The organism is Nonomuraea rhodomycinica (assembly GCF_013363995.1).
Lineage (GTDB): Bacteria > Actinomycetota > Actinomycetes > Streptosporangiales > Streptosporangiaceae > Nonomuraea > Nonomuraea rhodomycinica.
On sequence record NZ_JABWGO010000007.1, the window covers coordinates 99,607 to 122,404 of the forward strand.

At 72.7% G+C, this 22,798-nt stretch carries 20 protein-coding genes; 16 read left to right on the forward strand and 4 right to left on the reverse strand.

Annotation, left to right across the window (positions count from 1 at the left end; translation table 11 throughout):
- The first annotated feature begins 16 nt into the window (after positions 1-16).
- The 7 genes from HT134_RS26645 (at position 17) to HT134_RS26675 (ending at position 8,704) form a co-directional block, all read left to right on the forward strand.
- A complete protein-coding gene (locus tag HT134_RS26645) occupies positions 17-1,267 on the forward strand; it encodes an ABC transporter substrate-binding protein (RefSeq protein ID WP_175603203.1) in 1,251 nt (416 codons plus the stop codon).
- A complete protein-coding gene (locus HT134_RS26650; RefSeq protein ID WP_312888448.1) occupies positions 1,264-2,112 on the forward strand; it encodes a carbohydrate ABC transporter permease in 849 nt (282 codons plus the stop codon). Before HT134_RS26645 ends, HT134_RS26650 begins: the two co-directional genes overlap by 4 nt.
- The gene (locus HT134_RS26655) at positions 2,109-2,918 is read left to right on the forward strand and encodes a carbohydrate ABC transporter permease (protein WP_175603204.1); all 810 of its coding nucleotides are present in this window, start codon (positions 2,109-2,111) and stop codon (positions 2,916-2,918) included. Before HT134_RS26650 ends, HT134_RS26655 begins: the two co-directional genes overlap by 4 nt.
- 1 nt (position 2,919) lies before the next feature.
- On the forward strand, positions 2,920-5,931 hold the full coding sequence (locus HT134_RS26660; RefSeq protein WP_175603205.1) for a glycoside hydrolase family 38 N-terminal domain-containing protein: 3,012 nt from the start codon (positions 2,920-2,922) through the stop codon (positions 5,929-5,931).
- The gene (locus tag HT134_RS26665) at positions 5,928-7,160 is read left to right on the forward strand and encodes an enolase C-terminal domain-like protein (RefSeq protein WP_175603206.1); all 1,233 of its coding nucleotides are present in this window, start codon (positions 5,928-5,930) and stop codon (positions 7,158-7,160) included. The genes HT134_RS26660 and HT134_RS26665 overlap by 4 nt, the downstream gene beginning before the upstream one ends.
- A 111-nt stretch (positions 7,161-7,271) precedes the next feature.
- Complete coding sequence (locus HT134_RS47760) at positions 7,272-7,703, forward strand: peptidase inhibitor family I36 protein (RefSeq protein WP_175603207.1); 432 nt, start codon at positions 7,272-7,274, stop codon at positions 7,701-7,703.
- Positions 7,694-8,704, forward strand: coding sequence for a hypothetical protein (locus HT134_RS26675; protein ID WP_175603208.1), 1,011 nt, complete (start codon positions 7,694-7,696; stop codon positions 8,702-8,704). The genes HT134_RS47760 and HT134_RS26675 overlap by 10 nt, the downstream gene beginning before the upstream one ends.
- A gap of 35 nt (positions 8,705-8,739) precedes the next feature.
- On the opposite strand, the gene HT134_RS26680 is transcribed toward HT134_RS26675, so the two are convergent.
- The 3 genes from HT134_RS26680 to HT134_RS26690 are packed head-to-tail and all read right to left on the reverse strand — an operon-like array spanning position 8,740 to position 11,686.
- Positions 8,740-9,510, reverse strand: coding sequence for an SDR family NAD(P)-dependent oxidoreductase (locus tag HT134_RS26680; protein WP_175603209.1), 771 nt, complete (start codon positions 9,508-9,510; stop codon positions 8,740-8,742).
- Positions 9,507-10,517, reverse strand: a complete 1,011-nt coding sequence (locus HT134_RS26685; protein ID WP_175603210.1) for a DUF4432 family protein — start codon at positions 10,515-10,517, stop codon at positions 9,507-9,509. The genes HT134_RS26680 and HT134_RS26685 overlap by 4 nt, the downstream gene beginning before the upstream one ends.
- Positions 10,514-11,686 carry a DUF5005 domain-containing protein gene (locus HT134_RS26690; RefSeq protein ID WP_175603211.1) on the reverse strand — a complete coding sequence of 391 codons (1,173 nt, stop codon included), beginning with the start codon at positions 11,684-11,686 and terminating at the stop codon, positions 10,514-10,516. Before HT134_RS26690 ends, HT134_RS26685 begins: the two co-directional genes overlap by 4 nt.
- 141 nt (positions 11,687-11,827) lie before the next feature.
- Between HT134_RS26690 and HT134_RS26695 the strand changes: the two genes are divergently transcribed.
- The 7 genes from HT134_RS26695 to HT134_RS44845 all read left to right on the forward strand — a co-directional run bounded on the left by HT134_RS26695 (position 11,828) and on the right by HT134_RS44845 (position 19,416).
- Complete coding sequence (locus tag HT134_RS26695) at positions 11,828-12,625, forward strand: hypothetical protein (RefSeq protein WP_175603212.1); 798 nt, start codon at positions 11,828-11,830, stop codon at positions 12,623-12,625.
- A gap of 292 nt (positions 12,626-12,917) precedes the next feature.
- Positions 12,918-13,079, forward strand: coding sequence for a hypothetical protein (locus tag HT134_RS26700; protein ID WP_175603213.1), 162 nt, complete (start codon positions 12,918-12,920; stop codon positions 13,077-13,079).
- A gap of 58 nt (positions 13,080-13,137) precedes the next feature.
- Positions 13,138-14,748 carry an ABC-F family ATP-binding cassette domain-containing protein gene (locus HT134_RS26705; protein WP_175603214.1) on the forward strand — a complete coding sequence of 537 codons (1,611 nt, stop codon included), beginning with the start codon at positions 13,138-13,140 and terminating at the stop codon, positions 14,746-14,748.
- 136 nt (positions 14,749-14,884) lie between these two features.
- Positions 14,885-15,613, forward strand: coding sequence for an FxLYD domain-containing protein (locus tag HT134_RS26710; protein ID WP_312888450.1), 729 nt, complete (start codon positions 14,885-14,887; stop codon positions 15,611-15,613).
- Between the two features lie 185 nt (positions 15,614-15,798).
- Positions 15,799-17,469: a sigma factor-like helix-turn-helix DNA-binding protein gene (locus tag HT134_RS26715; protein WP_175603216.1), complete on the forward strand. Its 1,671-nt coding sequence runs from the start codon at positions 15,799-15,801 to the stop codon at positions 17,467-17,469.
- An 8-nt stretch (positions 17,470-17,477) separates the two neighbouring features.
- On the forward strand, positions 17,478-18,134 hold the full coding sequence (locus HT134_RS26720) for a hypothetical protein (protein WP_175603217.1): 657 nt from the start codon (positions 17,478-17,480) through the stop codon (positions 18,132-18,134).
- Between the two features lie 82 nt (positions 18,135-18,216).
- Positions 18,217-19,416 carry a C40 family peptidase gene (locus tag HT134_RS44845; RefSeq protein ID WP_217708397.1) on the forward strand — a complete coding sequence of 400 codons (1,200 nt, stop codon included), beginning with the start codon at positions 18,217-18,219 and terminating at the stop codon, positions 19,414-19,416.
- A 10-nt stretch (positions 19,417-19,426) separates the two neighbouring features.
- On the opposite strand, the gene HT134_RS26730 is transcribed toward HT134_RS44845, so the two are convergent.
- Positions 19,427-19,921, reverse strand: coding sequence for an inorganic diphosphatase (locus HT134_RS26730; protein ID WP_175590022.1), 495 nt, complete (start codon positions 19,919-19,921; stop codon positions 19,427-19,429).
- A gap of 84 nt (positions 19,922-20,005) precedes the next feature.
- Here HT134_RS26730 and dacB point away from each other — a divergent pair, with 84 nt between their 5' ends.
- Complete coding sequence (gene dacB / locus HT134_RS26735; protein ID WP_312888451.1) at positions 20,006-21,427, forward strand: D-alanyl-D-alanine carboxypeptidase/D-alanyl-D-alanine endopeptidase; 1,422 nt, start codon at positions 20,006-20,008, stop codon at positions 21,425-21,427.
- 286 nt (positions 21,428-21,713) lie between these two features.
- A complete protein-coding gene (locus tag HT134_RS26740; protein ID WP_175603218.1) occupies positions 21,714-22,790 on the forward strand; it encodes an Rv3626c family coenzyme F420 biosynthesis-associated protein in 1,077 nt (358 codons plus the stop codon).
- Positions 22,791-22,798: the final 8 nt, after the last annotated feature.

A 22,798-nucleotide genomic window follows, 5' to 3' on the forward strand; every position in this document is an offset into this window, starting at 1 on the left:
ACAAGGAGGCCGGGGCATGATCCGGTCAGGCATGGCCACGCTCGGCGTGGCAGCCCTCTTCCTCGCCGCCTGTGGCGGCACCGGCGGCGGAACCCCGCAGAAGAAGACCGAGCTGACGCTCTACAACGACAAGGGCGCCTGGACCAAGTACTTCGACGAGATGGGCGCGCTGTCCAAGCAGCAGATCGGCCTCGGCATGAAGCCGACGGGCTACACCGACTCGGCGCAGTACCAGGCGTTCATCAAGGCGTCGTTCCGCACCAACGTCAAGCCGGACCTGTTCACCTGGCAGACCGGGGGGATGCTGGCGGAGATCGTCAAGCAGAAGCAGGTGGCCGACACCACGGCCCTCTGGCAGGAGGCGATCAAGGCCGGCGACCTGTCGCAGGACCTCGCGCCGTACTACACGATCGACGGCAAGCAGTACTGCGTGCCGATGAACGTCGCCTACTGGGGGATGTTCTACAACAAGAAGCTCTTCGACCAGCACGGCCTGAAGCCCCCCACGACCTGGGACGAGCTGGTCAAGGCCGCCGCCACGCTGAAGAAGGCCGGGGTCACGCCCTTCTACCACACCAGCGTGCTGTTCTCCTTCGTCTGGTTCGAGCAGCTCATGGCCGGCTCCGACCCCGACCTGTACGACCGGCTGTCCACCGGCAAGGCCAAGTACACCGATCCGGGCGTGGTCCAGGTGATGGAGAAGTGGAAGGAGCTCATCGACGCCGGATATTTCGTGAACCCGGGTGACAAGACCGACCCGGGGGACGTGATGAAGAACGGCAAGGCCGCGATGATCTCGTTAGGCACCTGGTTCAACACCAGCATGACCCAGCGGAACATGAAGGCCGGCACCGACTACGGCTTCTTCGTGATCCCCAACGTCAACCCCGCCCTCCCCAAGACCTCCGTGATCTTCGAGAGCGGCCCGCTGTGCTCCCTCGCCAAGGCCGCCGACCCGGACGCCAGCACGAAGTACCTCAAGTGGTGGACCACCGCCGAGGCCCAGGAGAAGTGGGCCACCACCCGCGGCGACGTGAGCGCCAACCCCAAGGTCGAGATCAAGGACGAGGCGCTCGGCCAGATCACCAAGGACGCGGGCAGCGGCAAGTACCGCCTGGTCAACCGCTACTTCGAGGCCACGCCGCCGCCCGTCCTGACGGCCGCCCTCGACGGCTTCGGCAAGTTCGTCACCGAGCCCGGCACGTACAAGGACGTGCTGGCGACGATCCAGAAGGAGGCCGACGAGTACTGGAGCACCCACCAGTGACCACTCGGTCTCCGATCCTGGGCCGGTTCCGGTACGGATATGTGGCGCCCGCGGCCCTGCTGGTCGCGGGGCTGCTCTACGCCCCGTTCGTGTGGACCGCGTACCTGAGCCTGACCCGCTACGACGGCCTGGCCCCGCCCGAGTGGGCGGGCCTGGCCAACTTCGGCAAGCTCTTCGACGACCCCGCGCTGCTGACCTCCCTGCGCAACACGCTGCTCTGGGTCGTCGGCACGATGGTGCTGCCGGTGGGGCTCGGCCTGCTGGTGGCCGTCCTGTCCCACGACATCAAGGGCGGCGCGTGGTACCGGGTGCCGTTCATGCTCCCGTACGCGCTCAGCGGCGCCGGGCTCGCCCTGGTGTGGAGCCCGATCCTGTCGCACGGCGGTATCGCCAACGTGCTGCTCGGCGTCGACACCGCGTTCCTGCAGAGCGCGCCGGTCAACACGCTGGCCATGCTGCTGGTGTGGACCTGGCAGCAGCTCGGCGTCAACACGCTGCTGTTCGTCGTGGGCCTGCAGTCGATCCCCAAGGAGCCGATCGAGGCCGCCCGGCTGGACGGCGCGTCGGGGTGGCGGCTGTTCCGGCACATCACCTGGCCGCTGATGCGCCCGCTGACCGCGGTCGTCGTGGGATTGGCGCTGGTGGCCAGCCTGAAGACGTTCGACATCGTCTGGGTGCTGACCCAGGGCGGCCCCGGGCGCAACTCCGAGACGCTCGCGGTGACCATGTACAAGGAGACGTTCGTGGCCAGCGACTACGGCTACGGCTCCGCGGTGGCGGTCATGCTGACCGTCGTCACCGGCCTGGCCTCCTACCTCTATCTCAAGAGGCAGGTCGCCTCATGATCAGGCGCGCCGTGCTCGTGGTGCTGGGCCTGGTCTGGCTGTACCCGACGTACCTGCTGCTGGTCAACGCCGCGCGCCCGGCCGCGTCGTACGACCCGGCCACCGCCTGGGCGCCCTCCGGCGACTTCGCGCTGTTCGCCAACTTCGCCGCGGCGCTGGACAAGGCCGACCTGGGCGCCAGCCTGGCCAGCACCGCGCTCTACAGCGTGGTGTCGCCGCTGCTCGGCGTCGTCATCGGGGCCATGGCCGGGTACACCATCGTGGTGCTGCGGTTGCGTCACGGCTTCTGGTGGTTCCTGCTCATCTTCGGCGGCACGGTGTTCCCGTCGCAGATGCTGCTGGTGCCGCTCTTCGTCGGCTACAGCGACGCCGGCCTGTACGACACCAGGGCCGGCATGCTGCTCGTCTACACGGCCGTCAACGTCCCGCTGGCCGCGTTCGTGCTGCGCAACTTCTACAGCGGGGTGGCGTTCTCGATCTTCGAGGCGGCCCGGATGGACGGCGCGTCCACCTTCCGCATCTTCTGGCGCGTCTACCTGCCGATCTCGACCAGCGCGCTCGCGGCCGTGTTCATCCTGGAGTTCACCTTCATCTGGAACGACCTGCTGTTCGGCCTGACCCTGACCACGACCGAGAGCGTGCGGCCTGTGATGACCGCGCTCGCCGGCCTGATGACCGACGTCTACGCGGGCACCCCCGTGCCCGTGGGGCTGGCCGCGGGCCTGATGTGCTCGCTGCCGACGGTCCTGCTGTTCCTCGCCACCCAGCGCCTCTTCGCCCGAGGCCTGTCCCTAGGGAGTGTCTGAATTGACCAGCCGGTTGCTGCAGCGGAGCCTGGGCTCCCCCGACTACGACGGGATCAGGCAGGCGCTGCGCAACGACACCTCGACCCCCGTCATCGAGCTGCGGGGGCTGGAGGTGCGGGTGGCGGTGCTGCCGCTGTTCACGCACGACGGCCGCCAGGCGGTCCGGGTGTCGAGCACGCGCCCGCTGACGCACGTGCTGGTCGGGGTCGACAGCGCCACCGGCTCCGACGTCACGCTGCTCGTGCCCGAGGTGTCCGCGCCGCGCGCGTTCACGCTGGAGTCGCGTGACGACGAAGGACTCGTCGGCACGGCGCGGATCACGGTGACGCCGCAGCGCAAGTGGAGCGTGTTCGTCGTCCACCACTCCCACCTCGACATCGGCTACACCGACCCGCAGGGCACGGTGCTGCGCCACCACCTCGAATACCTCGACGCCGCGGTCCGCCTGGCCGCCGAGACCGCGTCCTGGCCGGACGACGCGAAGTTCCGCTGGACGGTCGAGTCGTCGATGCCGGCGCTGAAGTGGCTGGCGGCCCGGCCCGCCGAGCAGGTCGAGGCGTTCGCCGCGGCGGCCCGCGAGGGCGTCATCGAGGTGACGGCCCTGCCGTTCCAGCTCCACACCGAGGCGTGCTCCACCGAGGAGCTCTACCGGCAGCTCCGCTTCACCTCCGAGCTCCAGCGCAGGTACGGCTTCGCCACGCGCTCGGCCATGCACACGGACGTGCCCGGCGCCGTGGTCGGCCTGATCGACGCGCTCGACGCGGCCGGCGTCCGCTACCTGGCCGCGGCCCACAACTGGGCCGGCCGGTCGGTGCCGTACCTGCACGGCGGCGACAAGCTGACCCGGCCGTTCCGCTGGCGGGCGCCGAGCGGCAAGGAGCTGCTGGTCTGGTTCACCGACACCCCGCACGGCATGGCGTACATGGAGGGCAACACGGTCGGGCTGACCGACTCCTACGAGCTGGCCGACGACCTGCTGCCGCGCTACCTGGCCGCCCTGGCCACGCGGGGCTACCCGTACGGGCCGGGCACGTTCGGCTGGCAGGGGCCCGACGCGCCGCGCGAGCCGTACGAGCTGGACGTGCTGCACATGCGCGTCCAGGGCGCGCACGCCGACAACGCCGGCCCGTCCATCGTGCCCGCGGCGATCGCCCGCACCTGGAACGAGCGGTGGGCCTGGCCGCGCCTGCGCTCGGCGGTCAACAGCGACTTCTTCGAGCACGTCGAGGAGCACTACCACGACCGGCTGGCCGTCCACGAGGGCGACTGGACCGACTGGTGGGCCGACGGGCTCGGCTCGGGCGCGCGCCCCCTCGGCTACGTGCGGCGGGCGCAGTCCGCGCTGCGGGCCGCCGAGACCCTGCACACGCTCGCCGGGGCCGACGCCACCGACCGCATCGACGCGGCGTACGACAAGGTGGCGCTGTTCAACGAGCACACCTGGGGCGCCGCCAACCCGTGGGAGGACGCCGAGGAGGCCGGCGACTCGGGCGGCCTGCAGTGGACCCGCAAGTCGTCGGGCGCCTACGACGCCCAGGACGACGCGGCCGACCTGCTGCACGCCGCCGTGCGCCGCTTCGGCGCCGCGCTGGCGCGGGAGGGCGAGCTGCCCGACGGCACGCTGGCGTCGTTCGCCGTGTTCAACCCCGCGACGCGGGCCCGCACCGACCTGGTGCGCGCGTTCCTGCCGCGCGACGTGGTGGCCGCCGACGTGCCGATCGCGCTCGTGGACGCGCGGACCGGCGAGACGCTCGCCCACCACGAGGAGTACGTCCACCCGGAGGACTGGCCGACCCGGCCCATCGGGCGGCACCTGCACGCCGTGGTGCCCGACGTCCCCGGCAACGGCTACGCCCGGATCGACGTGGTCACGGCCGAGCGCCAGGCCGCCGAGCCGGTCGAGGCCGATCCCGGCGGGGTCATCGAGAACGAGTTCTACCGGGTGACGTACGACGTCCGCGAGGGCTACATCGGCTCGATCTTCGACAAGGTCGCCGGCCGGGAGCTGGTCAACCGCGACGCGGCGGCCGGCTTCGGCCAGTACGTCCACGACAGCTACGCCACCGCCCCGCACTTCAACCACCTGTCCGGGCACGTGGGCGCGCACGACCGCACCCTGCTCGGCGACCGGGCGATCGGCCGGGGCGCCACGATCGTCAAGGCGCAGCGCACGGCCGTGAGCGAGCGGCTGGTCGTCGAGCTCCACGGCAAGGGCGTCGACTGGCTGCGCACCACGATCGAGCTGCACCGCGGCGTCCCCCGGCTGGACCTGACCTACCAGCTCGCCAAGCAGGGCACCCCGGCGAAGGAGGCGGTCTTCCTGGCCTTCCCGTTCGCCACCGGCCCGGCGACCGCGTGGGAGCTGACCGGCGGCGTCGGCGGGCGCGACGTGCCGCAGGTGCCGGGCTCGGCGGCGTACATGCTGCCCATCCGCCACTGGATCGCCTTCGACGACCCCGAGCTGACCGTCGCCTGGGCCACCCTGGAGGCGCCGCTGGTGCAGCTCGGCACCATCCACATGCCGTACGCGCCGTTCCCGCCGACGCTGGAGCAGGAGGACGGCACGGTGTACTCCTGGGCGCTCAACAACATCTGGGACACCAACTTCCCGTCGCAGCAGCAGGGCGAGACCACCTTCCGCTACGCGGTCATGTCGCAGGCGGGCGCCGACGGCCGGCGGCTGGGCGCGCTCGCGGCCTCCGGGCTGACCGAGCCGTTCGCGGGCGTGCTCGTCACCGGGCCGACGGGCGAGGCCACGCGCTCGTACGCGTCCGTGGACCACCCGGACGTGCTGATCACCTCGATCGGGCAGGCGGGCGCGGAGCGGGTCGTCCGCCTCCAGTCGCTGGCCGCCGAGCCGGTCGAGGTCACGCTCACCGTGCCCGGCCTGCGCTCGGCCGAGGTCAGCGCGGGGCTGGAGCGCGGGCGCGAACCCGCCGAGGTGACGGGCGAATCGGTCAAGGTACGGCTGCCCGCGTGCGGGGTCGCCGCGGTCTGGGGGACGTGCGCGTGAAGATCGTCGACATCAGGGCCACCACGGTCGCCGTCCCGCTGGAGGCGCCGCTGCGGCACAGCAACGGCGCCCACTGGGGGCGCTTCGTCCGGACCCTCGTGGAGGTCGAGACCGACGAGGGGTTCGTCGGGCTGGGCGAGATGGGCGGGGGCGGCGAGAGCGCCGAGGCGGCCTTCCGGGCGCTCCTGCCGTACCTGAAGGGCCACGACCCGTTCCAGCTCGAAGCGCTCCGGTTCAAGATCGCCAACCCGACGGCGTCGCTCTACAACAACCGCACCCAGCTCCTCGCGGCCATCGAGTTCGCCTGCCTCGACGTGATCGGGCAGCGCCTCGGCGTGCCCGTGTGCGACCTGCTCGGCGGCCGGGTCCGCGACGAGGTGCCGTTCGCGTCGTACCTGTTCTTCCGGTACGCCGCCGAGGGCCACCCCGAGATCCGCACCCCCGACCAGCTCGTCGGGCACGCCCGCGACCTGAAGCAGGCGCACGGGTTCACCGTCCACAAGCTCAAGGGCGGCGTGTTCCCGCCGGACCACGAGCTGGAGTGCTACCGGGCGCTCGCGGAGGCGTTCCCCGGCGACCGGCTGCGCTACGACCCCAACGCGGTGCTGTCGCTGGCCGAGGGGCTGCGCTTCGGCAAGGCCATCGAGCACCTCGACAACGACTACCTGGAGGACCCGGTCTGGGGCATGGAGGGCTTGCGGGCCGTGCGCGAGCAGGTCCGGGTGCCGCTGGCGACCAACACCGTCGTCGTCAACTTCGAGCAGCTCGCCTCCAACGTGCTGCGCCGGGCCGCCGACGTCGTCCTGCTCGACACCACGTTCTGGGGCGGCATCCGGCCGTGCGTGAAGGCGGCGGGGGTGTGCGAGACGTTCCAGCTCGGCATCGCCGTGCACTCCTCCGGCGAGCTGGGGGTCCAGCTCGCGACCATGCTGCACCTGGGCGCGGTGCTGCCCAACCTGACGTACGCGGCCGACGCCCATTACCACCAGCTCCGCGACGACGTCATCGAGGGCGGCCCGCTGTCGTACGAGGGCGGCGCCATCGCGGTGCCCACCGCCCCCGGCCTCGGCGTGCGGCTGGACAAGGACAAGGTGGCCCGCTACGCCGAGCTCTACCGCGAGCTGGGCGGCTATCCCTACGACCGAGACCCGGGCCGGCCGGGGTGGTACGCCCGGGTGCCCAACGAGCGCTTCGCCGACCCGTCCGTCTCCGAGGAGGTCCCCCGGTAGCCACCGGCCCCACCGCTGCCTCTTACCCGACTCGGCATGTCATAGCGGCTCGTATGCGAAACGACACGCTAGGTTACCGATCAAGGACGGTTCCTCGTCGGGGAGGCAGCAGTGAGGACGATCATCCGCCTGGCCGGCGCCTGCGCCGCGGCCGCGTCGCTCAGCCTCGCCCTGCCGGCGGCGTCCGCGCTGGCCGGGCCGGACGCCGGCTGCGAGCGGGGCGCGGTGTGCCTGTACGCGTACTACGGCTACAACTACAGCGGGGCCTACCCGCGCGACCTGTGGCGCGACTTCACCGAGAGCGACGCCTACCTCGGCGACGACCTGTGGCTCCAGGGCGACACGGCGATCGAGTCGTCCCGGACCGTGAACAACGACGCCAGCTCGGTCAAGAACCGCAGCGGCTGCGAGGCCGTCCTCTGGCAGAACCCCCTCTTCACCGGCGCACACAGCACGTTCGCGGCCGGTCGCGCCGACCCGTTCCTCGCCAGCAGCACGGTCGGCAACAACACCGCGAGCTCCCTCAGCATCTGGTGCGCCTGACCCGATGCGGCGGGGCCGGTTTCCGGATCGGGCCTCCGGAGACCGGCCGCCGCGGACCCGCGCGCGGCCCGGCCGTCCTCGGCGCGCTGCTGACCAGCGCTTGCGCCGCCGTGACCTGCGCCGCCGCGGCCTGCGCTCCGGCGGCCCCGCCCGCCCTGCCACTGCCGCCTTCCGCGCCGCTGCGGCCCTCCGCACCACTGCCGCCCTCCGCGCCGCTGCGGCCCTCTGCGTCGCTGCCGCCCGGAGCGCTGCCGCCGGCCCGTGTCGCAGATCTCGTGCTGCCCTTCGACGCCTACCGCCCCACCCCGGGCCAGCGCGCGCTGATGGCCCGGGCCCGCGCCGCGCTGCTCGCGCGCTGCATGCACCGCCGCGGCCACGCCGTCTCGCCGCCCCGCCCGGACGCCGCCGCCTACGCCGCCGGCGACCCCGGCAACAGCCGCCGCTACGGCGTCGCGGATCCGGCCCGGGCCCGCCGCCACGGCTACCACCTGCCCCCGTCCGCACCGTCGGACCAGAGCTGGGACGCCGCCCTCGGCCGCTCCGCCCGCCGCGACCTCGACGGCACGCCCGGCCGTCCGGGCTGCGACGAGCGGGCCACGACCGTGCTGTCCCGCCGTACCGCTCCTGGAGCCGACTGGCAGTGGCTGGCGCTCCAGGACGGGCGGACGGTCGAGCGGACCGCCCGGCACCCCGCCGTCGTCGCGGCCGTCGCCCGCTGGAAGACCTGCATGGAACGCGCCGGGCACCCGTACCCGTCGCCGGAGGCGGCCATCGCCGACCCCCGCTGGGACCTGCGCTCGGCCGCCGTCACGGCCCGCGAGAAGCGGACCGCGACGGCCGACACGGCCTGCAAGTGGTCCTCGGGCCTGGTGCCCGCCTGGTTCGCCGCCGACGCCGCGGCGCAGCGGGCCGTCATCGCCGCAGAGCCGGACCGCTTCGCGAGCCTGCGCGACGACCTGCGCGCCCGCCTCGACCGGGCCGCCGAGGTCTTAGAACGCTGACGCCCGCGCGCTGGGGCGGCGGCGCGCGGGCGTGGTCAGTCGGGTAGGGCGGCCGGGTTCCGCGCCAGCAGGCCGCCGTCGACGCGGTGCTCCGCGCCGGTGATGAACGACGAACGGGGGCCCGCGAGGAAGGCCACCAGCTCGGCCACCTCCTCGGGCCGCGCCACCCGGCCCAGCGGATGGGCGCGGCCCCACTGGGCCACCTGCTCCTCCTGCGACAGCGGCCCGCGCCACAGGTCGGCCGCCCAGCGCAGCATGGGCGTGTCGACCGAGCCGGGGCACACCACGTTGACCCGGATGCCGTCGGCGGCGTGGTCCAGCGCCATCGCCCGGGTCAGGCCGTTCAGGGCGGCCTTGCTGGCGGTGTAGGCGGCCACCTGCGCCTGCGAGGCGAACGCCTGCACCGACGACATCACCACGATCGAGCCGCCGCCGCGCGCCCGCAGCCGGGGCACGGCCGCCTTGCAGGTGAGGTAGACGCCCTTGAGGTTGACGTCCATGACCTCGTCCCAGACGTCCTCGGGGGTGTCCTCGACCGTGCCGTACCGCTGCACGCCCGCGCACGTCACCACGATGTCCAGCCCGCCGTACTTCGCGACCGCGAGGTCCACCAGGTCGCGCATGTCGCCGGCGCGCCGCACGTCGGCGACGACGCCCGTGACGTGCTCGCTGTCGAGCGCCGCGTCCTCGTCGGCGCCGCAGAACACCACGGACGCGCCGCCGTCGGCCAGCCGGTCCACCACCGCGCGGCCGATGCCCATCGACCCGCCGGTGACCAGCGCCACCTTCCCGCCGAATTCCGTCATGCGAGAACCTCCGCCCGCATCGTCAGCGTCCTCGTCCCGCGCGGTCCCAGGGTGAGCGCGGTCCCGTTGGCCACGGCCGCCGCCAGCCCGTCGGTCGGCATGCCGGCGAACGGCTCCAGCCCCACCGTGTACAGGCGGCCCCACCAGGGGTAGTCCTCCCAGGCGCCGAGCTCCTGCCACATCCACAGGTACGGCAGCACCCGGGCGTCCCACTCGACGCGCATGCCCACCTCGCCGGTGATCTCGTACCAGCCCTCGCTGAACCCCGTCAGGTAGACGACGTCGCCGGGCGTCCCGGGCTCCGGCACCACGCTCAGGTCCGTCTCGCCGCCGCCGTCGGCCGGCACGACCGGCCAGCTCCACGGCCCGCCGGCCCGCACGCGGCGGCCACGCGGGTTCACGGCGGTCTCGTGCGGGATCACGGTGACGCCCTCCGGCAGCCGGATCCGCGCTCCCGGCCGCAGGAACGGCCGGCCGAACACGATGTGCTGGCCCCACATCGCGTGCAGCTCCAGGTCGGACTCGTTGCTCACGCTGCTCTCGACCTCCAGCGCGGCCGTGCCCGCCCGCAGCCGGAAGGTCTTGTCCACCCGGTACGGCAGGCGCCGGGTCCGCACGCTCAGCCGTACCGCGACCTCCTCCTCGGAGTCGGCCGTGACCTCGCAGTCCCAGGGCAGCCCGGCGACCTCGCCGTGCTGGGCCAGCCGCGCCCCCCGGTACTCGCTGGGGGCGCCGCCGCTGGGGAAGATCTCCTGCCAGCCGCCCTCGTAGTGGTCGACGAACTGGGCGACGTCGTCGGCGGCACCCTGGAGATGGTGGGCCGGGTCGCGCAGGCCCTGCGGCGAGAGCCAGACGAAGTCGGTGTCGGTGGGCTTGTGCAGGAACTCCACCACGTCACCGCCCTTGCCGGGCACCACGGTCACGCGCAGCCGCTCGTTCTCCAGCACGACCGCCCGCAGCCCGTCGATGGTGACGGACCGCAGGCGCGCCGCCCAGTTGCGCCTCACCCGAAGCTCACGTCGATGAAGCGGGGCCGGTAGATGGTGGAGTCCCGGTAGTGGTCGGTGTTCACGAAGCTGTTGACGTTGTAGGACACGACCAGTCCCTTACCCGACACCTCGGGGTGCGCGTGGGCGTTGTAGGTGAAGATGTTCCCGTTCGTCTCGGGCGTCGTGTAGACGTGCTGCTTGCCGGTGAACGGCCCGAACGGCGAGCACGAGGAGTAGGCCACGATGTCGGCGCTCAGCACCTCGGTCGTGTCGTGCGTGATGAGCACGTAGCCGTCACCGACCTTGGTGACGCTGTACTCGTTGGCCACGCCGCTCATGATCCGGGCCGAGTCGGCCTCGTCCGGGGACCACGTGCCGTCGCCCTTCAGGTACTCCCAGCCGCCGAGCAGGCTCTGCCCCTTGACCCGGGCGATGTGCATGTACTTCGGCGAGCCGAGGTCCTCCACGCCGTAGACGTAGGTGTAGCCGCCGTCCTTGAGCGTGGCCGAGGCCCACGAGACGCCGTGCCCGGAGGGCAGGTCGTGGACGCTGATCGGGCGGTCCAGGCGGCCGGGGGCGAACCTGGCCACCACGTTGCGGTGCCAGCGCCAGTCCCACGCGCCGGTGCCGTAGCGCTCGTACTCCTGGTAGGTCACCTCGACCAGGCCGCCGGCGAGGGTGGCGTCACCGGCCCAGTACCAGTGGTTCTTGTCGCGCGGCGGCATCACGGCGGCCGGCTTGTCGGGGGTGCCGCCGTGGATCGTGGCCAGCCGGCCGGCGCGCTCGACGGCGAAGGTGTTGTTGAGGAAGACGGTGGTGCCGCCCTCCTCGACCACCGGCGGCCGGGAGCCGTCGGGGTTGATCCGGCCGAGGAACGTGTCGGAGAAGATCCACAGCTCGCGCCCGTCGGGCATGCGCAGCGAGTAGGTGCCGTCCGCGCCGGTCCAGTCGTCGAGGCGGCTGTTGTCGTTGCCGTACGCGGTGAACAGGCTGGTCAGCCGGGCGTCGGTCGAGGCGCCCTTGACCGTCGGCGCGCACGCGGACGAGCTCGTGAGCGTCGTGGCGGACCGGTCGGCGGAGACGCTCGGCACCGGTTTCGGGGGTGCGGCGACGGCCTGGGAAGGCAGTGCGGTGAGGCCGAGGAGCGTGGCGGCCAGGGGGATGAGGGCAGCACGGAATCGCGTCATGGCACGTCCTTAGGGGGGCGATTCCTACAGTTCTAGTCATTAGATCACTTGCTGTCCACCCTTACGGTGAAGATCGGCTACTGTCGCCTCCTCGAGCTCCACCGCGCCGCGAGCCCCCTTCAGCCGAGCCGGAGTCCGCCGATGCCCCCAGCCATCGCCCGCCTGTCCCGCCTTGGCGCCGTCTGCCTGTCCGGCGCGCCCGTCGTGCTCGCCGCGACGCCCTGGGGGACGTACGGCTGGTCCTCCTACGGGCCGCTGGTGCGGGGCCCGGTCAGTCTGGTGGCGACGGAAGTGCTGGCCTGGGCGGACCCGCTGCTCCCCGTGGCGCTGGCCCTGCTGGTGCTGTGGGCGCCCACGCGGACCCGCCTCCTCGGGCTGCCGATCACCCTGCTCGTCATCGCGGCCGACGTGGTGATCCCGCTCCGCTACCCGTGGGTCCCGGCGTTGCCGCGTCAGGAGGCCGCCCTCGCGGCCCTGGTAGCGGCGGCGCTCCTGCTCGCGCTCACCCGCCCCGTTCCAGGAACGGCGGGTCGGAGGGCGGCGGCCGGTTGGACGGCCGCGCTGCTCCTCTCGCTGTGGCCGGCGCTCCGCCTGCGCCTCGGGCTCGTGAACCGCCTGGCCGGGTGCGGTGACTACGTCGACGCGGTCCTGGCCGACGACGGGCTGATCACCTTCAGACTGACGGCCGCGGTGGCGTTCCACGCCGTCGTGATCGTGCTGGTGGCCGCCGCGGTCGCGGTCGCGGGCCTCGGGCCGCGCGGCGCCCGTGTCGTCGCCCTCGTCACCGCGGCTGGGGTGTCGCTGCTGGCCCTGCCGGTTCACGGCTACCCGTTCGAGACGATCTGCCTCACGGACCTGGCGCGCTGGCCGTACCTGATGGCTGCCATGTGTGTCCTGGTCGCCGGCCTCGGCACACCGGTGCGGCGACTCCGCCCGTGACCGGGGCGGCGCTGGGGGCGCCGCCGTTCGGCGTCCATCCCGCCTTCAGGTGAACAACCGGTCCAGGTGGGCGGGCAGCAGAGCCACGGCCTCCGAACCGTCGTACTGCCCGGCCAGGACACTCGACTGGAGCCCCGTCCCGCCTGGGGCTTCGCCTGCGGGCTCGGCCTGCACGCCCCGCCGTGGATCAGGCGGTCCCCGGCCCGGCTCATCCACACCGACTCGATCAACCGGCCCAGCAAGCCGCTCATGGTCGCCAGGCGCTTTCCTGTACGAGCAGGCGCTCCCGCCGATGGTGCCGCTGACGGACGAGGCGCCGGCCGCCGTCACCGTGCCCGTCCTGGTGCCCGGCGGCGGGCACTCGGTGGCGTTCGACGTGCCCGACCTCGTGAACGCGCGCATCCTGGAGCACGCGGGCCGCGTGGCTGGTGAACTCGGCCTGAAAACGGAATGACCCGGTCGCCCGCGCCCGGATACCCTGCGCGGGGCGAATCGGGAAAGGGACACGGGTCATGGGACATGTGGAGATCGGGCACCTGACGTACGTGCTGCCCGACGGGCGGCCGCTCCTCAACGACGTGTCCTTCCGCATCGGCGAGGGGGTCAAGGCGGCCCTCGTCGGCCCCAACGGCGCCGGCAAGACCACGCTGCTGCGGCTGATCGCCGGCGACCTCCAGCCCGTCGAGGGGAGCGTGGCCTGCTCCGGCGGGCTCGGCGTGATGCGCCAGTTCGTGGGCAGCGTCCGCGACGGCAGCACCGTCCACGACCTGCTGCTGAGCGTCGCCCCGCCGGCCGTGCGCAAGGCCGCCGAGCGGCTGGAGGCGGCCGAGCTGGTCATGATGGAGCGCGACGACGAGAAGGCGCAGCTCCGCTACGCCCAGGCCATCACCGACTACACCGACGCGGGCGGCTACGACATCGAGGTCCTGTGGGACACGTGCACGGTCGCCGCGCTCGGCGTGCCGTACGACAACGTGAAATATCGTGATGTGTCCACCTTGTCGGGCGGCGAGCAGAAGCGGCTCGTCCTTGAGGCGCTGCTGCGCGGCCCCGACCAGACGCTGCTGCTCGACGAGCCCGACAACTACCTCGACGTGCCCGGCAAGGAGTGGCTGGAGCGGCAGCTCAGGGAGACGCCCAAGACGGTCCTGCTGGTCAGCCACGACCGCCAGCTCCTCGCCAACGCCGCCGACCGGATCGTCACCGTCGAGGCCGGCAACATCTGGATCCACGGCGGCGGCTTCGCCACCTACGCCGAGGCGCGCAGGGCCCGCAACGAGCGCCTCGACGAGCTGCGCAGGCGCTGGGACGAGGAGCACGCCAAGCTCAAGGCCCTGGTCAACATGCTCAAGAACAAGGCCCGCTACAACGACGGCATGGCCGCCGCCTACCACGCGGCGCAGACGCGGCTGCGCAAGTTCGTCGAGGCCGGCCCGCCGGAGGTGCCGCCCGCCGACCAGAACATCAGCATGCGGCTCAAGGGCGGACGCACCGGCAAGCGCGCCGTCATCTGCGAGGGGCTGGAGCTGACCGGCCTGATGCGGCCGTTCGACCTGGAGGTCTGGTACGGCGAGCGGGTCGCGGTCCTCGGCTCCAACGGCTCGGGCAAGTCCCACTTCCTGCGGCTGCTCGCCGGGGAGCCGGTACGCCACGACGGCACGGCCCGCCTCGGCGCCCGCGTCGTGCCCGGCCACTTCGCGCAGACCCACGCCCGCCCCGACCTGCTCGGCCGTACCCCGGTCGAGATCGTCATGACCGAGCACGCCCGCGACAAGAGCCAGGCCATGAAGGCGCTGGCCCGCTACGAGCTGGCGGGGCTGATCGCCGAGCAGCGCTTCGACACGCTGTCCGGCGGGCAGCAGGCGCGGCTGCAGATCCTGCTGCTGGAGCTGTCCGGCGCCACGCTGCTGCTGCTCGACGAGCCGACCGACAACCTCGACCTGGCCAGCGCCGAGGCGCTCCAGCAGGGCCTCGACGCCTTCGACGGCACGGTCGTCGCGGTCACCCACGACCGCTGGTTCGCCGCCGACTTCGACCGCTTCCTCGTCTTCGGCTCCGACGGCACCGTCTACGAGTCGCCACACCCGGTGTGGGACGAGACCAGGGTCGTGCGCGCGCGTTAAAGATTGGGTACGGCAGGCGCGTGTCCTCTGCCAGCCGTACCCATGAAGCGGCTATCACGGCAAAGTGATCCCGCGTAGCCGAACCGTCAGCCTCCTCGCACTCGGGGCGATCTGCCTCACCGGGTGCTCTACCGAGGTGCCGTCAGAACCCAAGCTCAAGCCGCTCACGCTCAAGGAGCAGGTGTCACACGTCACGAAGTCGTCCGACGGGTACGTCGTCAACTGGGCGGGGGTCCTCGCCAACGACAACCCGTGGCACTTCGGCGAGCACGTGGTGGCCACGATCGTCGGCCGCGACGCCGGCGGCCATGAGGTGGTCAGGATGGACCAGCCGCTCGACGCCGTGCCGCCCGGCGGCGAGCTGGCCTTCACCGGCCACGCCAACGCCGAGCACAAGCCGGTGAAGGTGTCCATCGAGTACCGGCCCGCCCAGTGGCGGACCGCGGCCCGCGTCCCGTCGGCGTTCCGGCCGTTCCCGGTCACGCGGGTGCAGACGCTGCCGCAGAAGGACGGCTCCGTCGTGGTCACCGGCTACGTCGGCAACCCGTACCGGCTGCCGGCGGGCAGCCTGGTGGTCAACGCGCTGGTCCGCGACCGGGACGGCAAGCTGCTCGGGGGAGGCAGCACGTTCGTGGACGACGTCAAGCCGGGCCGGACGCCGCGTTTCGTGCTGACCGTGGAAGGACTGCCGGCCAAGGCGAAGCCGACCGACGCCGAGGTGACGGCCCGCACGTGGGGCTCGACGGCGCGGCCGTACGAGGAGCTGGCGCTGGGCGGCGCGGTGCCGCTGCACACGATCAAGCCGTCGATGCCGCCGTTCGCCGTGGACCGGGGCAGCTCGGCCCTGACCGAGCACAAGGAGTGATCGGGGCCGCGTCCGTTCCTCCCGGGACGCGGCCCGCCGAGTAATGCGAAATATTCTCTAAATTAGCCGATAAATGGGTTTGGGTGGTTTATTGCCGAGCCGTTCCGCGCGGCCGGGAGAACGAGCCACGCCGTAGGCTCGGAAACGGTAGAACTACAAGTTACTAATCTATTACATTCGGTCATATGAATGACCGCGTCCTGGTCGAAGCGCTCCGCGCCGGCGACCCGGATGCCCTCGCCGCGCTCTACGACGCGTACGCCGAGGGCATCTATAGATACTGCTGGTCCCTTCTTCCGCACTCCGACAGCGCCCAGGTGGCCCTCCGCGACACCCTGATCGCGGCGGCCGAGCACGCCGGTTCCCTTTCCGATCCCGGGCGCCTGAGGACGTGGCTCTACGCGCTCGCCCACGCCGAGTGCCTGCGCCGGCGGCTGGCCGCGGTCCGCCCCGACGCCGGAGAGCCGGCGGACGGGCCGTCCCTTCTGGGCGAGCCGTCGGTTCCGGGCGAGCCGTCCCTCCCGGGCGAGCCGCCCTTCCGGTCCGAGTGGTCCTTCCCGGCCCAGCCGGCCTTCCCGGCCGAGCCGCCCGTCGAGGCCGAGCCGCCCGGTGACCCCGCCGACGCCGACCTGCGCGTCATGGCGGCCAACGCGGTGCGCGGGCTGCCCGTCGCCGACCGGGCGGTGCTGGAGCTGACCACCCGGCACGGCCTGACGGTGCCCGAGGTGGCGGCGGTCCTCGGCGTACGCCCGCGCCAGGTCGAGGCGGCCCGCGCGCAGGCCCGCGACCGCCTGCGTGACGCGATCACGGCCGAGGTGCTGGCCCGCAAGGGCCCCTACGACTGCCCCATGAGGGCCCGCATCCTCAGCGGCTTCGCCGGCGAGCTGACGCCGCGGATGCGCGAGCAGCTCGTCCGGCACCTGTCCCGGTGCGAGACCTGCGCGCCGCACCGCGACCGGCCGGTGTCGGAGTCCAAGGTCTTCGACCTGGTGCCGCCGGTCCCGCTGCCCGGCGCGCTGCGGGTCAGGGTGCTGAGCTGCTTCGCCGACCCCGAGCTGCTGCCGTACCGGCGTTACGTCGCGAGGCGATCGGGGGCGCTCGGCCCCGACGGGTTTCCCGAACCCGGTGACAGGCGGCCTCGCCGGTGGCCTCAGGCGCTGGCGGGCACACTGGCGGCGGTCGCGTCCATGGTGGCGATAGCCGCCGTCTTCCACCAGTTCCAGGGCGACCTGCACAGGGCGGACGGCACCCCGGTGGCGCTCCCCGCGACGGCCGGATCGCCCGGCGCCCCCATGCCGTGGCCTCCCGGGCAGGGCGGCCCGTCCGTCGACGTCCGGCCCATCGCCGAGCCGATCGTGGACTCCCGGGCGACGTTCCCGTACGGGATGTTCCACTCGATCACGCCGGTCGAGCCGCCGCCGACCGCGGGGATCGTCCCCACCCAGGGCTCTCTGCCGGCCACCACCGGCGCCACCGGCGCGCCCGCGGCCCCCTCGTCGCCGGCCCGCACGCCCCGCGACCCGGGCGCTCCGCTCACCCCGCCGGGCCCCGTCACGCCGCCGCCCCCCGGCACCCCCGCCGACCCCGGCGGCGGCAGGGAGCACCAGAGCCACGGCCCGGCCCCCACGCCCTGCCCCACCGGCAAGCCGACCGCCGCGCCCACCGGCAAGCCGACCGGGAAGCCCACGGGCAAGCCCACCGGCGACCCCTCAGGTCAGCCCGTCCCGAGCCACGTGTCGAGCCCGCCGGTCGATCCCCGCCCCACCCCCGTTCCCACCCCCACCCCGTCCCCGGCCACCACGCCCGTCCCGACCCCCGAGCAGCCCCCCACGTCGTCTTCCTCGGCGACCGCCTGACCCCGCCGATGCAGGCCTACCAGCTCCGCGAGGACCCGCACCTCGGCTGCCGGGTCTGCCCGCTGCCCGTCCGCGCGGAGCTGGCCGAGGCCGTGACCAGGAGCCACCGGATCACCTGGCCCACCTGGATCGACCGGGGGCCGCGCATGCTCCGCCACGTCCTGGAGCTGTGCCGCCTGCGCACCGCCCGGGGCCTCGCCCTGCTGCACTGGCTGGCCGCCGACCTGCCGCCCGGCGAGCTCGACTGGTTCTGGATCTCGCTGCGGCTGACCGGATCGCGGCAGGAACGCATGTACGCGGCGGCCGCCGCGGTGCCCGAGCCGGTGCTCGCCCTGGTCGTCGCCAACTGGACGTGGGCCCTGGCCAGCCCCCACGGCGGCCGGATCACCGCGTCCTACCTGGCCGGGGCCGCGTACCGGAGCGACGGCTTCCTGGCGGCCGACGCGACCATGACGCTGTACCAGACCTACGACCGGCACCCCGAGGCGCGCCCGGCCATCGCCGCGGCCTGGGCGACCGCCCGGGTGGGGGCCGACTGGTGCAACGCCGCCGACCTGCGCGCCCGCTACCAGTCGCCGACGCCGGTCTTCACCTATCCGCGCGGCGCCGTCCCGCCACCCCTCGGGGTACGACCCTGGATCCAACGGCTGTTCCGCCTTGAGTGAACACGCTCGGTGAGCCTCACGTGTGCGAAGAGTGACCTCTGGGAAAGGTGGTGCGTAATGCCACCAACGAGGAGGGGGAAGCATGCGCACCGTGAGGGTGGGCCTCGCCGCCTGCCTGGTCGTCGCCCTGTGCCCGCCGGCCAACTCCGCGTCCGCCCCCGCGTCCGCCCCTGTCCTCGCGCCCGGCCCCGTCCTCGCACCCGGCTCCGTCGACGCGGCCTGGCGGCCGCCGTCCACCCGCGAGGTCTCGCGCGCCCGCCGCGCCGTACGGCAGCGCACCAAGGAGCTCGGCGTCGCCAGCGCCGCGCTCGTCGAGGCCCGCGCCCGCCTGGACGAGCTCACCGCCAGCGTCGAGCGGCTGGTCGAGGCGTACAACGGCGAGATGGTCCGGATGCGGCAGGCGAGCCAGGCCTACGACCAGGCGCGGGCACGGCTGGAGTCGGCCGACGCGCAGGTCGAGTCGGCGCGGACGAAGGTCGCGGCGCTCGCCGTGGAGAGCTACGGCGGCTTCGACCTGAGCAAGCCGTACCTGTTCATGATGAACGACACCGGCGACGCCGACGGCTACCTGCACCGGGCCAGCGTGCTGGAGCACATGAGCGCCGAGCGCGCCCTCATCCTGTCCCAGCTGCGCGACAGCCAGGCCGTCGCCGGCATCCTGCGCGCCCAGGCGGCCGACGCCTACGCCGCGCAGCAGGAGGCGTCCGAGCGGGCGGAGCGGGCCAAGGCCGCGGCCGAGCGGGCCGTCGCCAGACAACGGGAGCAGACCAGGGGCCTGCGCAGGGAGCTCCACGAGCTGGAGCACCGGGTCGACGCGGCCCGCAGCAGGGCCGACCGGCTGGCCAGGGAGCGGGAGGCCGCCCGTCAGGCCCGGCTCGCCGGTCTCGGGGCGGCCGGCCTGGTCGCCAAGGGCTCGTCCGGCGGCGACCTGGCGGCCAACTGGGCGCTCACCCAGCTCGGCAAGCCGTACGTGTGGGCGGCGGCCGGCCCGTCGAGCTACGACTGCTCCGGCCTGACCATGCGGGCCTGGGAGCAGGTGGGAGTGCGGCTCGACCACTGGACGGGCACCCAGTGGACCGCCGGCCCGCACATCCCCTACGACCAGCTGCGCCGCGGCGACCTGCTCTTCTTCGGCTACGAGAGCGACGACCCCGGCACCATCCACCACGTGGGGATCTACGTGGGCGACGGCATGATGGTCCACGCGCCCCAGACCGGAGACGTGGTGCGCGTGGCCTCGATGTGGCGGCCCGACCTGGTGGGCGCCACCAGGCCGGCCTGAGAGGAGTGCGTCAGTGGGCGTGGCCCTCTTCGCGCGCCCGGTCGAAGGAGCGCTTGATCTCGACCTCGGCCTCCATGCGGCCCACCCAGTTGGCGCCCTCGACCGACTTGCCGGGCTCCAGGTCCTTGTAGACCTCGAAGAAGTGCTGGATCTCCAGCCGGTCGAACTCCGGCACGTGGTGGATGTCGCGGATGTGCTCCATGCGCGGGTCGGTGGACGGGACGCAGAGGACCTTGTCGTCACCGCCCTTCTCGTCGGTCATCCGGAACATGCCGACCGCCCGGCAGGTGATGTAGCAGCCCGGGAACGTCGGCTCCTGGAGCAGCACCAGCGCGTCGAGCGGGTCGCCGTCCTCGCCGAGGGTGTTCTCGATGAAGCCGTAGTCGGCGGGGTACTGCGTGGAGGTGAACAGGAGCCGGTCAAGCCTGATCTTCCCGGTCTCGTGGTCCACTTCGTACTTGTTCCGTTGTCCCTTGGGAATCTCAACGACAACGTCGAACTCCACCGCGGTTCCTCCGCTCATACCCCCCGGCACCCCCGGGCGGGCGTTAATGTCTCGTAGGCGAACACCAGGAGAGAGGTCAGGGACGTGGCGCGGCACGAGCGGTGGGTGATGCTGACCACGCTCGCCCTGCTCCAGATCCTGACGATCGTCACCGGCGTGTACGCGGTGACGAGCGGCCTGGACCTGGACGCCCTGACGAGGCAGTCGTCACCGGACGAGCCGACGGCGTCTCCCGAGGGGTCTCCCGCGGCCCCCGTGGTCACCGCTGGCCCGGTTCTGCCCGGGCTTCCGGCGAGGGCCGGAGACGGACCTCTCCCGACTAAGAGTACTTTGACCCGTCAGCTCACCGACGCCCTGGGTGACAAAGAGCTGGGGGCCCGGGTGGGCGCCGTCGTCCTCGACGCGGCCACCGGAGAGCGGATCTTCGCCGCCAACGCCGACACCGGCATCACCCCCGCCTCCACCACGAAACTGGTCACCAGCACCGCGGCCCTGGCCTCGCTCGGACCCGACACCCGCTTCGCCACCCGCGTCGTGCAGGGCGCCACTCCGGGCGCGGTCGTGCTGGTCGGCGGCGGGGACCCCACGCTGGCCGGTCCGTCGGCCAAGCCGGGCGCCTACCCCAAGCCGGCGTCGCTGGCCACGCTCGCCTCGCGCACCGCCGCGGCGCTGAAGGCCAAGGGCGTCACCAAGGTCACGCTCTCGTACGACGCCACCCTCTACACCGGCGAGCGGGTGTGCTCCTGCTGGAAGCCGAACTACATACCCGACGGCGAGGTGGCCCCGGTGTCCGCGCTGGTGATCGACGAGGGGCGCCGCTACCCCAGCCAGTCCACGCCGCGCGTCACCGACCCGCCGCGCTTCGCCGCCGCCGCGTTCGCCCGGCTGCTCGGCCGCCAGGGGATCAGCGTGTCGGGCTCCGCGCGGCCCGCCAAGGCCCCGGCGGGCGCGGCCGAGCTGGCCCGCGTCGAGTCGCCGCCCGTCTACGCCCTGGTCGAGCACACGCTGACGTTCAGCGACGACGACCTGGCCGAGGCGCTGGCCCGCCAGGTGGCCGTCAAGGAAGGCCAGCCCGCCTCCTTCGAGGGCGGCGCCGCGGCGACCCTGGCGGTGCTCAAGCGGCTCGGCTTCCCGGGCGGGGTCCAGATCCGCGACGGCAGCGGGCTGTCGCCGTACAACCGCATCAGCCCCGACGCGCTCGCCCGTGTCATCGCCACCGCCGGCAGCGCCGCCCACCCGGAGCTGAGGGCGGTGGCCTCCGGCATGCCCGTCGCCGGCTTCTCCGGCACGCTCGGCAACGGCCGCCGCTTCACCTCCGCCGACAGCAGGGGACAGGTGGGGCTGGTCCGCGCCAAGACGGGCACGCTCAACAACGTCAACACGCTGGCCGGGCTCGCCACCACCAAGGACGGCCGCCTCGTCACGTTCGCCTTCATGGCCGACCGCGTCCCCCTCAACGCCGAACCCGTCCTCGACAAACTCGCCGCCCTGGTGGCCCGCTCCTGACAGCTCTCCTCACGGCGCTCCTTCGCGGGTCTGACGGCGATCCTGCGGATCGCGGCTCAGTCGCTTGATCCGGTGTCTTCCTTCGTCGTTCGGTCGCTTCGCTCCCTCCCTCCTCAGTCCAGACACCGGCGCTCCTTCGCGGGTCTGATGGCGATCCTGCGGATCGCGGCTCAGTCGCTTGATCCGGTGTCTTCCTTCGTCGTTCGGTCGCTTCGCTCCCTCCCTCCTCAGTCCAGACACCGGCGCTCCTTCGCGGGTCCGGAGCGGACAACGTACGGTGGACGGTATGCAGGTGATCGACTGGGATCTGGCCGTCTCGACCGGCACGCGTCTCGTGCGCCCCGGTCCCCAAGTGAGCCGTGAAGAGGCCAGACAGGCCGTCACCGAGCTCCGCACGCTCTCCCGCGAGGCCGAGGGCCATGTGCGGGAGTTCACCAGGATTCATGCTGACACCGCGCCCCAGCCGGCGACGGTCGTCGACCGGCCCGGCTGGATCAGGGCCAACGTCGAGGGCTTCCGCGTCGTGCTGGAGCCGCTGACCCAGCGCATCGGCAGCGGCGCCAACCCGCCGCCGCCGATCGTCACCGCCGTGGGCTCGCGCATCACCGGCGTCGAGGTGGGCGCCGTGCTCGCCTTCCTCGCCTCGCGCGTGCTCGGCCAGTACGAGCTGTTCCTGCCGCCGGACCCGTCGGGCCGCGAGCCGGCGGGCCGCCTGACGCTGGTGGCGCCCAACATCGTCCACGCCGAGCGGGAGATGAACGTCGACCCGCACGACTTCCGCCTGTGGGTGTGCCTGCACGAGGAGACCCACCGGGTGCAGTTCACCGGCGTGCCGTGGCTGCGCGAGTACATCCGCTCGCAGATGACCGAGTTCCTGCTCGCCTCCGACCTCGACCTCGGCACGATCATCGAACGGCTGCGCGGCGCCGCCGACACCGTGGCCGACGTGGTGCGCGGCGGCGAGGGCAACCTCATCGACGTCATCCAGTCGCCGGCCCAGAAGGAGATCCTCGACCGGCTGACGGCCGTGATGACGCTGGTGGAGGGGCACGGCGACTACGTGATGGACGCCGTGGGCCCGTCCGTGGTGCCCTCGGTCGCCGACATCCGGGCCAAGTTCGCCCAGCGCCGCGAGGGCGGGTCCAAGCTCGACCGCACGATCCGCCGCCTGCTCGGCATCGAGCTCAAGATGAAGCAGTACGCCGAGGGGTCGGCCTTCGTGCGCACGGTGGTGGGCAAGGCCGGCATGGACGGGTTCAACCGGGTGTGGACCTCGGCGGAGACGCTGCCGACGACGGGGGAGATCTCCGACCCGGACGCCTGGATCCGCCGCGTCATCGGCGCCCCGGCGCTGCCGGCCTGACCGGAGCG